Raw genomic sequence first — 11,343 nt, 5'->3', positions numbered from 1 at the left:
TTCGAGGAGACCGACATGAGCTTCGTCAGGCAACACCTGATCTGGCTGGTCGTCGCCATTCTTGGCGCGTTTGCCTTTGCCACCGTTGCGCTCGCGCGCGGCGAGGCAGTCAGCGCGCTCTGGGTGGTGGTGGCCGCCGTGTGTATCTACCTGATCGCGTATCGCTATTACAGCCGTTTCATCGCCGACAAGGTGCTCGGCCTGGACGGCTCCCGCAAGACGCCCGCCTGGCGTCATAACGACGGGCTCGATTACGTTCCCACCAACAAGTACGTGCTGTTCGGCCACCACTTTGCGGCCATTGCCGGCGCCGGCCCGCTGGTCGGCCCCGTGCTGGCCGCGCAGATGGGCTACCTGCCGGGCATGCTGTGGATCCTGGCCGGCGTGGTGTTTGCCGGCGCGGTGCAGGATTTCATCGTGCTGTTCATCTCCAGCCGCCGCGACGGCCGCTCGCTGGGCGACTTGGTGAAGTCCGAGATGGGCACGGTGCCCGGCGTGATCGCGCTGTTTGGCGCGTTCCTCATCATGATCATCATCCTGGCCGTGCTGGCGCTGATCGTGGTGAAGGCGCTGGTCGGCTCGCCGTGGGGCACCTTCACGGTGGCCGCGACGATTCCCATCGCGCTGTTCATGGGCGTGTATGTGCGCTACATCCGCCCGGGCCGCATTGGAGAAATCTCCATCATCGGCTTCGTGCTGCTGATGCTCGCCATTGTGGGCGGCCAGGCCGTGCACGAGAACGCCGCACTGGCGCCACTGTTCACGTTCGACGGCAAGGCGCTGACGTGGATGCTGATCGGCTACGGCTTTGTCGCCTCGGTGCTGCCCGTGTGGCTGCTGCTGGCCCCGCGCGATTACCTGTCGACCTTCCTGAAGATCGGCACGATCATGGCGCTGGCCATCGGCATCCTGATCGTCGCGCCCAACATGCAGATGCCCTCGCTCACGCAGTTTGCGGCGGGTGGCGGCCCGGTGTGGTCGGGTAACCTGTTCCCGTTCCTGTTCATCACGATTGCATGCGGCGCGGTGTCGGGCTTCCACTCGCTCATCTCGTCGGGCACCACGCCCAAGCTGCTGGAGAACGAAACCCAGGCGCGCTTCATCGGTTACGGCGCGATGCTGATGGAATCGTTCGTCGCCATCATGGCGTTGGTGGCCGCTTCGGTCATCGACCCGGGCGTGTACTTCGCGATGAACAGCCCGGCGGCGCTGGTGGGCGCAACGCCCGATGCGGTGGCACACACGCTGTCCACATGGGGTTTCGTCATCACCCCTGACGTGCTGATCCAGACCGCCAAGGACGTGGGTGAGAACACCATCCTCGCCCGCGCGGGCGGCGCACCGACGCTGGCTGTCGGCATGGCGCACATCCTGCATCAGGTGGTGGGCGGCCAGGCCATGATGGCGTTCTGGTACCACTTCGCGATCCTGTTCGAGGCTCTGTTCATTCTCACCGCCGTCGATGCGGGCACGCGCGCCGGCCGCTTCATGTTGCAGGATCTGCTGGGCACCTTCGTGCCGTCGCTCAAGCGCACGGATTCGCTGGTCGCCAACCTGATCGCCACGGCTGCAACGGTGGCGCTGTGGGGCTACTTCCTCTACCAGGGCGTGGTCGATCCGCTGGGCGGCATCAACACGCTGTGGCCGCTGTTTGGCATCTCCAACCAGATGCTGGCCGCGATTGCGTTGACGCTCGGCACCTGCGTGCTGGTCAAAATGAAGCGTGACCGCTACGTGTGGGTGACGCTGCTGCCGACCGCATGGCTGCTGATCTGCACGCTCACCGCCGGCTGGCAGAAGCTGTTCGATCCGGACCCGAAAATCGGCTTCCTGGCGCACGCCAACAAATACGCTGACGCCGTCGCCTCCGGCAAGCTGCTGGCCCCGGCCAAATCGGTCGCGCAAATGCAGCAGATCGTGCTGAACGACCGCATCGATGCAGCCCTGTGCGGCCTGTTCGTGCTGGTGGTGGTGAGCATCGCCTGGTACGGCCTGCGCACCGTGCTCAAGGCGCGCGAGGCCAGCCGTCCGACCGTCAACGAAACGCCGTACGAAGCGCTGGGCGCGTAAGGCACGGCAAGGGCGTGGCGGCATGCAACACGCATGCCGCCACCATGGCAGCCACCCAGCAAGGAGAAACCGCATGCGCGAAGAAATCGAAACGCTGGGCCGCTACCTGGGCCAGGCGATGCGCCTGATGGTCGGTGTGCCGGACTACGACACCTACGTGCGCCACATGCAGGAAACCCACCCCGGCCAGGCGGTCATGACGTACGAAGAGTTCTTTCGCGAACGCCAAGACGCACGCTACAAAGGCCGCGTGGGCCGCTGTTGTTGACGACGAAAAGTCGAACACTGCAAAACACAACCGCCGGTGCATGAAGCCATGCCCGGCGGTTTTTCTTCGTGCCCGCGCTACAGGGATGGCCGCACCGCAGCCGGCGGGTCCCCATGCTTGGCACGGTAGGTCTTCTCCACCAACTCGCGCAGCTTGGCCAACGCGCCCACGTCGCCCTGCGCGGCAGCGCGGCCGTACCACGTCTTGGCCTGTTCGAGATCTTGCGGCACCACGCCCGGCTCGCCGCGCTCGTAGTAGCTGCCAACGATGTACTGTGACGGCGCATCGCCGCCCTCGGCCGCCTTCTTGTACCAGGCGAAGGCGCGCCCGTAGTCGCGCGGTACTCCGCGCCCGGTGAAATAGTTGGTTGCCAGCGCGCGCTGTGCCTCGATATGCCCGCCGCTGGCGGCGCGCTCATACCACTTGTTAGCTTCTTCCAAGGAACGCGGCACCAGTTCGCCGCGCTCGAATAGCTCGCCGTAGGCAAACTGCGCGTGGGTCATCTGGTTGTCGGCGGCGCGGCGCAGCCATTTGACGGCTTCTTCCGGCCGCGCGACGGTGCCTTCGCCGCGCATCAGCATCATGGCGTAGTCGAACTGTGCGAGGCGGTTGCCGCGCTGCGCGGCCTCGGCAAATTCGTCGAAGGCGTGGCCGAAGTCGTTGTGCTCGTAGTGCGCGATCGCGATCTGGGTGAGGGCGGCGGCATCGCTGCGGGTGTCCGACGGCGAGGGCGCGGCCAGCACCGGAAAGATCGTAACGCCTGCCGCAAGAGCGGCGACCGCCTGCAGAATGTGCCGAAATCGGCATCGTGTGAGCTGTGTACCCATCGCTCGCTCCTCACCGCGAAGATGGATTCAGTGTAGCGCGCCACGTCCGTTCGCGTTCGCACGGCGACACGCGATGCGACGCAACGATTTGGCACCCCCGACAAAAGAAAACCGCGACGCATTGCTACGTCGCGGCCATTCAAACCCGTTTGATTTTGCGACTACGCGCCGCTCTTTTTCTGCGCTTTTCCATTTGCCTGCACGACATTATCCAGCAGGCTGATCGCGTGCGTGGACGCATCCTGCAACGCATCGCAGGCGTGCTGGGTGGCGGTAATCGTCGAGCGCATCAGCGTAATGGCTACCTCCGAGCCCGGCATGGCGTGCTTGGCATAATCGTCCAGCCACGCCAGCGCGATCCGGCATTGCTCGTTGGCGCGCGCCTGGGCCACCTTGCGGAATTCCATATGCGCACCCGCGGCAATCTCGTACAGGTGGCGGCTGTAGGCCAGCAGCTTTTCGGCCGACGGGCGTGCTGCGTCACTCTGCGCGACGGCCAGCGCTTGCAGGCTCTGCGCGCCCAGCACCCGCTTGCCGTGGTCGCTACCGTCATCCAGCGTGGCGCGCACCACCTGGAACTGCAGCTCGCTGAGCTTCTCGACGCTGTCGAGCGCCGCGCTGGTCAGTTCGGCGAGTGTCTCCAGCCCAGTCTTGTGAGAGGCGGTGACGTGCTCGGTTTTCAACATAAATCACTCCTTTTGTGTCAGAGGCGCCGAACATAATACAGCCGATGATTATTTCATTGATTTGATAAATTGCAGATCAGGATTAACCAACCCACTAAGCCCTGGAAACGAGAAAAGCAACATCAAGACGATCCCGTGCGCGCGACAGAATATGACGCACAGAAATTGTCGCGCAGAGAATAAAAAAGGGAGGCAGCCCGTGCCTCCCTTCCCTGAATCGCCGCCGGCCAGCTAGCCCGCGCGTACGCGATAAATCGCCACGCTGCCGCGCCAGTTGGCACCCCAGCGCACGATGCTGCCTTCGTGCAGCACCACCCGATCGAGAATCACCAGCCCCACCTTGGGCGCCAGCGCCTCGAAATCGCGGATGGTCAGCACGCGCACGTTGGGCGTGTCGTACCACTCATACGGCAGCGACTCCGACACCGGCATGCGCCCGCGGAAGATCGACAGCCGGTGCGGCCAGTAACCGAAGTTCGGAAACGACACGATGCACTCGCGGCCCACACGCAGCGTCTCGCGCAGCACCTGCGCGGTGTTGTGGATGGTCTGCAGCGTCTGCGAGAGGATGACCGTGTCGAAACTCTTGTCTTCGAACAGCGCCAGGCCACCTTCCAGATTCTGCTGGATCACGTGAATGCCTTTCTGGGCAGAGGCCAGCACGCCCGCGTCGTCGATCTCGATGCCATAGGCCAGCACGTCCAGCTCGTCCTGCAATACGCGCAGCAGGCTGCCGTCGGCACAGCCGAGGTCGAGCACCGTCGAGCGCGGCTCGATCCAGCGCGCAATGGCGCGAAAGTCCGCCCGGTCGGCCAGGATGTTGGGCACCGCCGAAGGTGCGGCGATGGCGTTCAGCGTTTGCGAGGTCATGCGCCGATCTCCTGCGCGATGCGTTCGTAGTAAGCGCGCACGAGGGCGTGGTAGCGCGGGTCTTCCAGCAGGAAGGCATCGTGGCCGTGCGGCGCCTCGATCTCGCCGTAGGTGACGGGGCGCTTGTTGTCGAGCAGCGCCTTGACCAGCTCGCGGCTGCGCGCGGGGGCGAAGCGCCAGTCGGTGGTGAAGCTGATGACGAGGTAGCTCGCCTGCGTGTGCGCCACCGCCTTCGTGAGGCTTCCGCCGTAGGCCAGCGCGGGGTCAAAGTAGTCGAGCGCGCGCGTGATCAGCAGGTACGTATTGGCGTCGAAGTACTCGGCAAACTTGTCGCCCTGGTAGCGCAGGTAGCTCTCGACCTGGAACTCGACGTCGAACGAGAAGCGGATGTCGTCGGCCTTGAGCTCGCGGCCGAATTTCTCGGCCATGTCTTCGTCCGACAGATAGGTGATGTGGCCGATCATGCGTGCCACGCGCAGGCCGCGCTTGGGCTTGACGTTGTGCGCGTAGTAATCGCCGCCGTGGAAGTCGGGGTCAGACAGGATCGCGCTGCGCGCCACCTCGTTGAAGGCGATATTCTGCGCCGACAGCTTGGGCGTGGACGCCACCACCACGCAGTGCCGCACGCGCTCCGGATACATCAGGCTCCACGCTAGCGCCTGCATGCCGCCAAGGCTGCCGCCCATCACCGCTGCGAACTGCTGAATGCCGAAGCGATCGGCCACGCGCGCCTGGGCATTCACCCAGTCTTCCACCGTCACCACGGGGAAGCGCGCGCCGTAGGGCTGGCCGGTCTCGGGGTGGGGGCTCATCGGGCCGGTCGAGCCAAAGCACGAGCCGAGGTTGTTCACCCCGATGACGAAGAAGCGGTTGGTATCGACCGGCTTGCCCGGGCCGACCATGTTGTCCCACCAGCCGACTTCGCCTTCCGCATGCACGCCTGCCACGTGGTGCGAGGCGTTGAGCGCGTGGCAGACCAGCACGGCGTTGGAGCGCTCGGCGTTGAGCGTGCCGTAGGTCTCGACCATCAGGTCGTAGCCGGCAATCTGCGAGCCGTTGCGCAGCGCGAGCGGCTCGGCAAAATGCATGCGCTCGGGCACGACCAGGCCGATGGCGTTGGCCGGCTTGCCGGTGTGTGCCGCTGGAGGCGGCGTATCGGCCACGGCCGCGGTATCTGCGGGTGCCGCCTGGATGTCTGTCATGGCGCCAAAGAAAAAACCCGACCGGCAACGCTGTAGTTGCAACCAATCGGGTTCTCATGTGGCGCACGTGGGGTGCCTACCCCGCGATCTGACCGAACCTCTTTAGCCGCATTTGTAATGAGAGCCCTGAGCCACATTCGTGCAATCAGGACTCCCGCGCGCCCGCAAGCCAGTCGTCAAATCGGCGCGTCAGGAAGTGAGGATTATAGAGCAAGCGGAGCCGGACGCATCACCACTGCCTGATGCATCCGATGCTCCGCTGTGCAATTGGGTCAGAGACCGGCCATGCTGATGTACTTGATCTCCAGGTACTCGTCGATGCCGTACTTGGAACCTTCGCGGCCCAGGCCCGATTGCTTGACGCCACCAAACGGCGCTTCGGCCGTCGAAATCAGCCCGGTGTTGACGCCGACCATGCCGCTCTCCAGCGCCTCCGACACGCGCCACGCGCGCCCCAGATCGCGCGTATAGAAGTACGCAGCCAGGCCGAACTCGGTATCGTTGGCGGCGGCCACGGCTTCGTCTTCGGTGTCGAAGGGAATCAGCGCGGCCAGCGGGCCGAAGGTCTCTTCATGCGCGACCAGCATGTCGGGCTTGGCATCGACGATGACGGTCGGCTCGAAGAACGCGCCGCCCTGCGCTGACAGCGCGTGCGGCTTGCCGCCGACCAGCACGCGGGCACCTTGCGACACCGCGTCTTCCAGGTGCGCACGCACCTTGTCCATCGCCCGCATGTGGATCAGCGGGCCTTGCTGCACACCGGGTTCAGTGCCGTTGCCCACGCGCAGCGCGCGCACGGCGTCGGCCAGCTTGGCGGCAAACGTGTCGTAAATGCCGCGCTGCACGTAGAAGCGGTTAGCGCACACGCAGGTCTGGCCGGCGTTGCGGTACTTGGCGACCATCGCGCCTTCCACGGCGGCATCGACATCAGCATCGTCGAACACGATGAACGGCGCGTTGCCGCCCAACTCCAGCGACAGCTTCTTCACGTCGTCCGCGCACTGGCGCATCAGCAGCTTGCCGACGGCGGTCGAGCCGGTGAAGCTCAGCTTGCGCACGATGGGGTTGGAGGTCAGTTCGCCGCCAATGGCTTGCGCATCGCCGGTAACAACGGAGAGTAGGCCAGCAGGCACACCGGCGCGCGCTGCCAGTTCCGCAAAGGCCAGCGCGGAATAGGGCGTCTCCAGCGCGGGCTTGACCACCATCGCGCAGCCGGCCGCGAGCGCGGGGCCGACCTTGCGCGTCATCATCGCAATCGGGAAATTCCACGGCGTGATGGCCGCCGTCACGCCAATCGGCTCCTTCTGCACGACAATGCGGCGGTCGCCCTGCGGCGCTGGGATGGTGTCGCCGTACACGCGGCGCGCTTCTTCGGCAAACCATTCGATGAACGACGCAGCGTAGGCGATTTCGCCTGCGGCCTCGGGCAGCGGCTTGCCCTGCTCAGCGGTCAGGATGGCGGCGAGATCCTGCTGGTGATCTAGCATCAGGTCGGCCAGGCGACGCAAGATCTTGGCGCGCTCGCGGGCCGTGACCTTGCGCCAGGCGCGTTGCGCAACCTGCGCGGCGTCGATGGCGCGGCGCGTCTCGGCGGCGCCCATGCCGGGCACTGTGCCGATGGTGCGGCCGGTCGCCGGGTCGGTCACATCGCGCGTGGCGCCGTCATCGGCGTTGGCCCATGTGCCGGCCAGGAACGCCTGCGTGCGCCACAGACCAGGGTCTTTGAGCGCAATGGGCGCCGCCGGGGCGCCCGGCAAATCGGTGCGGGTCATGGTGTCAGCCCTCCAGTGCGCGTTGCAGGATGGCAAGGCCCTCCTCGAACACCGCGTCTTCAATCGTGAGCGGGAACAAGAAGCGGATCACATTGCCGTACACGCCGCACGACAGCAACAGCAGGCCAGCTTCGAGCGCACGTTGCTGCACGAGCTTGGTGAAGTCGGCGTCGGGCTTGCCGTCCGGCGTGTTGAACTCCACAGCAACCATCGCGCCCACGCCACGCACTTCGGCAATGCGCGGCTGCTTGGCTTTCGCGGCATCCAATGCCTCGACCAGCCGCTGGCCCAGCGCGGCGGAACGCTCACACAGCTTTTCGTCGGCGATGATATCGAGCACCGCGTGCGCGGACGCCACGGCCAGCGGGTTGCCGGCGTAGGTGCCGCCCAGGCCGCCAGGGGCGGGGGCGTCCATGATCTCGGCACGGCCCGTGACGGCCGACAGCGGCAGGCCACCGGCCAGGCCCTTGGCCATCGTCGTCAGGTCGGGCAGCACGCCAGTGTGCTCCATGGCGAACAGCTTGCCGGTGCGGGCAAAGCCGGTCTGCACTTCGTCGGCGATCATCACGATGCCGTGCTCGTCGCACAGCGCGCGGATCGCACGCACGAAGTCGGCTGGCATTTGATAGAACCCGCCCTCGCCCTGCACCGGTTCAAAGATGATGGCCGCGACCTGGCGCGGGTCAATGTCGGCCTTGAACAGGCGTTGGATCGCATCCAGCGCATCCTGCGTGCTCACGCCATGCAGCGCAACCGGCGCCGGCACGTGGTAGATGCTGCCCGGGAAGGGGCCGAAACCGGTCTTGTACGGCACCACCTTGCCCGTGAGCGACATGCCCATGAACGTGCGTCCGTGGAAAGCGCCCGTGAGCGCGATCACGCCCGGACGGCCCGTGTGCGCACGCGCGATCTTGATGGCGTTTTCAACCGCCTCGGCACCGGTGGTGAAGAACGCGGTCTTCTTGGCATGCGTGCCCGGCGTGATCGCGTTCAGGCGCTCGGCCAGTTCGACGTACGAGCCGTACGGCACGATCTGGTAGGCGGTGTGCGTGAAGCGATCGAGCTGCTCGCGCACGGCCTGCACCAGGCGCGGGTGGCGATGGCCGGTGTTGACCACGGCAATGCCGGCCGCGAAGTCAATGTAGCGGCGACCTTCCACATCCCAGAACAGGGCGTTCTCGGCACGCTCGGCGTAGCGGTCGGTCATCACACCGACGCCGCGCGGCGTGGCGACAAGGCGGCGGGCATTCCATTGGGCGTTCTGTTGCGGGTCTCGGGCGTTCATGGCGTTGGGTGAGCGGGGTCAAGAAAATGTACGATGCGGGCCAGTGTGGCAGCCATTGGCCCCGTACAATGAGACCCAATCATGTTTTTCTGATAGAGCCACTTTCGTTATGGCCGACCATTCCCCCGCCCATCGCGCCAGCATGCTGGTGGACTACCTGCAGCGCCGGTTCGACCGCGCCGAACCCGGCGGAGAACCCGACCACCGCCGCCTCTACCGCGTGCTGCAGGAAGGCATCCTCCGCGACGAGTTGCAGCCCGGCACGCGCCTGCCCTCGTCGCGCCAGTTGGCCACCGAACTGGGTATCGCGCGCAACACGGTCATCCACGTCTATGAGCAATTGGGCGTGGAAGGCTACGTGTCGGCAGGGGTGGGCAGCGGCACCTTTGTCGCCGATACCGCACCGGACCGGCTGGATGCCACGCCCGTATCCTCCCCTTTGGCTGTGCCGATTGCCGAGGCAGCGACGCCGGCCACGCCAATGCTCTCCACACGCGGCCGCGCGCTGGTGCGCGATGCGGGTGCCAGCTCACGCCAATGGGGCGCCTTCATGCCGGGCGTGCCGGAGGTGCGGATGTTTCCGGCGCGCATCTGGTCGCGGCTGCACAACCGGCTGCTGCGCAAACCCTCGCCCGCGCTGCTGACGTATCCGGTGGGCGCCGGCTACCTGCCGCTGCGCACCGCGCTGGCCGATTACCTGCGCACCGCGCGCGGCGTGCGCTGCGAACCCGAGCAGATCATCATCACCGCTGGCATCCACCCGTCGCTGCAGCTCATCGCGCAACTGCTGTGCGATGCCGGCGATAGCGCCTGGATCGAAGACCCCGGCTACTGGGGCGTGCGCAGCGTGCTCACGGCGGCAGGCATCCGCACCGTGCCGCTGCCGGTGGACGACGAAGGCATGCGCTTCGACACCCCCACCCGCGGTCGAACACGTGCCAAACCGCCCAAGCTGATGGTGGTGTCACCATCACACCAATACCCGCTCGGTTCGGTGATGAGCCTGGCACGGCGCCGCGCGCTGCTGGCCACCGCACACGCCACCGACGCGTGGATCGTCGAGGACGACTACGACAGCGAGTTCCGCTACGGCAGCCGCCCGCTGCCCTCGCTGCAGGGTTTGGACGAAGGGGGGCGCGTGCTCTACATGGGCACGTTCTCCAAGGTGCTGTTCCCGAGCCTGCGCATCGGCTATCTGGTGGTGCCGCCCGCGCTGGCCGATGCGTTTGCGACAGGCTTGTCGGAGATGTTCCGCGGCGGCCAGATCCTCACGCAGGCCGTGCTGGCGGACTTCATTGCAGAAGGGCACTTCGTCTCGCACATCCGGCGCATGCGCGGGGTGTATGCGGAGCGGCGCGAGACGCTGCTGGCGTCGATTAGCAATGAATTCGGCGATGCACTACCGGTGCATGACGGTGCGTCAGGCTTGCACCTCGTGCTTGGGCTGCCTGCAGGCACCAATGACGTGGCCGTGGTCGAACAGGCGCTCGCCAATGACGTCGTCACGCGCCCGCTGTCGCGCTATTACCAGGACGACGCACGCCGCCAGCCCGGGTTACTGCTCGGCTACGGACATGTGGAGACCGAGGCCATCGCTGCGCGCTTTCATACGTTGGCAGAGGCGATCCGCACCGCCGGCTGAGCGGCGCACACCAACAAAAACGCCCCGCACTGCGGGGCTCTCCCTGGGCGATGCGAATTCAAGCGAGCAGCACCCGCAACTGCGCATCCAGACCTTCCATGGGCGACTTGCGAAAGCCGCTCTTGGCGTACCGGTGCCAGCGCCCCAGCACCATGCAGACAATCAGATTGGCACGCGAGGCGATGTCCGTATCGGCCGGCCACGCGCCCTGCGTGACGGCCATGCGCAGGCTCTGCTTGAGCGAGGCTTCGATGCGGTCCAGGCACTGCGCCATGCGCTCGGGCAGGCGCTCGTCTTCGCCAACCAGCGCGTCGCCCACCAGCACACGCGTCATGCCCGGGTTCTTGTCGGCAAACGACAGCAGCATGTGTGCGATGGCGTGCGCCTGGCGCAAGCCGTGTTCTTCATGCAGCGTGATTTGATTGATGAGGCCGAAAACGGTCTGCTCTATGAACTCGATCAGCCCCTCGTACATCTGCGCCTTGCTGGCGAAGTGACGATAGAGTGCCGCTTCCGACACATCCAGCTTGGCGGCCAGCCCAGCCGTGGTGATTTTCTCGCCACGCGGATGTTCGAGCATGCCCGCCAGCGTCTGCAGAATCTGCACGCGGCGCTCGCCCGGGCGGGGGCGCTTGCGTGCCGGTGATGCTTCGGTGACGGCCCCCGTGGGTAGCTCGTCGGTTGGAAACCCCGTTTGCGCATTGCTCATGACTTCCTCGGC

General features: G+C 65.8%; 10 protein-coding genes. 3 read left to right on the top strand and 7 right to left on the bottom strand.

All coding sequences use genetic code 11. The features are described from left to right. The first annotated feature begins 15 nt into the window (after window positions 1-15). Both B4F51_RS15260 and B4F51_RS15255 read left to right on the top strand, forming a co-directional pair. On the top strand, window positions 16-2,070 hold the full coding sequence (locus B4F51_RS15260; protein WP_296226831.1) for a carbon starvation CstA family protein: 2,055 nt from the start codon (window positions 16-18) through the stop codon (window positions 2,068-2,070). 73 nt (window positions 2,071-2,143) lie between these two features. Beyond that, window positions 2,144-2,338, top strand: coding sequence for a YbdD/YjiX family protein (locus B4F51_RS15255; RefSeq protein WP_296226828.1), 195 nt, complete (start codon window positions 2,144-2,146; stop codon window positions 2,336-2,338). Between the two features lie 77 nt (window positions 2,339-2,415). Here B4F51_RS15255 and B4F51_RS15250 read toward each other — a convergent pair whose 3' ends face one another. The 6 genes from B4F51_RS15250 to gabT all read right to left on the bottom strand — a co-directional run bounded on the left by B4F51_RS15250 (window position 2,416) and on the right by gabT (window position 8,980). Then, window positions 2,416-3,165 carry a tetratricopeptide repeat protein gene (locus tag B4F51_RS15250; RefSeq protein WP_296226827.1) on the bottom strand — a complete coding sequence of 250 codons (750 nt, stop codon included), beginning with the start codon at window positions 3,163-3,165 and terminating at the stop codon, window positions 2,416-2,418. A 161-nt stretch (window positions 3,166-3,326) separates the two neighbouring features. Next, window positions 3,327-3,851, bottom strand: coding sequence for a phasin family protein (locus tag B4F51_RS15245; protein ID WP_296226825.1), 525 nt, complete (start codon window positions 3,849-3,851; stop codon window positions 3,327-3,329). A gap of 231 nt (window positions 3,852-4,082) precedes the next feature. After that, complete coding sequence (gene metW, locus B4F51_RS15240; RefSeq protein WP_296226824.1) at window positions 4,083-4,721, bottom strand: methionine biosynthesis protein MetW; 639 nt, start codon at window positions 4,719-4,721, stop codon at window positions 4,083-4,085. Next, complete coding sequence (gene metX / locus B4F51_RS15235; protein WP_296226822.1) at window positions 4,718-5,923, bottom strand: homoserine O-succinyltransferase MetX; 1,206 nt, start codon at window positions 5,921-5,923, stop codon at window positions 4,718-4,720. The genes metW and metX overlap by 4 nt, the downstream gene beginning before the upstream one ends. Before the next feature lie 272 nt (window positions 5,924-6,195). After that, entirely contained in the window at window positions 6,196-7,695 is a 1,500-nt protein-coding gene (locus tag B4F51_RS15230; RefSeq protein WP_296226821.1) for an NAD-dependent succinate-semialdehyde dehydrogenase, read from the bottom strand. 4 nt (window positions 7,696-7,699) lie between these two features. Continuing rightward, window positions 7,700-8,980, bottom strand: coding sequence for a 4-aminobutyrate--2-oxoglutarate transaminase (gene gabT, locus B4F51_RS15225; RefSeq protein WP_296226819.1), 1,281 nt, complete (start codon window positions 8,978-8,980; stop codon window positions 7,700-7,702). Window positions 8,981-9,122: 142 nt separating this feature from the next. On the opposite strand from gabT, the gene B4F51_RS15220 reads away from it, so the two are divergent. Then, window positions 9,123-10,622 (top strand): PLP-dependent aminotransferase family protein, encoded by a 1,500-nt coding sequence (locus tag B4F51_RS15220; RefSeq protein ID WP_296227095.1) that lies wholly within the window; start codon window positions 9,123-9,125, stop codon window positions 10,620-10,622. Window positions 10,623-10,680: 58 nt separating this feature from the next. Here the strand turns inward: B4F51_RS15220 and slmA are convergent, their stop codons facing one another. Next, window positions 10,681-11,331 carry a nucleoid occlusion factor SlmA gene (gene slmA / locus B4F51_RS15215; RefSeq protein ID WP_296226817.1) on the bottom strand — a complete coding sequence of 217 codons (651 nt, stop codon included), beginning with the start codon at window positions 11,329-11,331 and terminating at the stop codon, window positions 10,681-10,683. Window positions 11,332-11,343 lie beyond the last annotated feature (12 nt).

The organism is Ralstonia sp. UBA689 (genome assembly GCF_002298975.1).
GTDB lineage: Bacteria > Pseudomonadota > Gammaproteobacteria > Burkholderiales > Burkholderiaceae > Ralstonia.
Note: the sequence above shows the minus strand (reverse complement) of the source record. Positions and strands in the feature narration are given on the sequence as shown.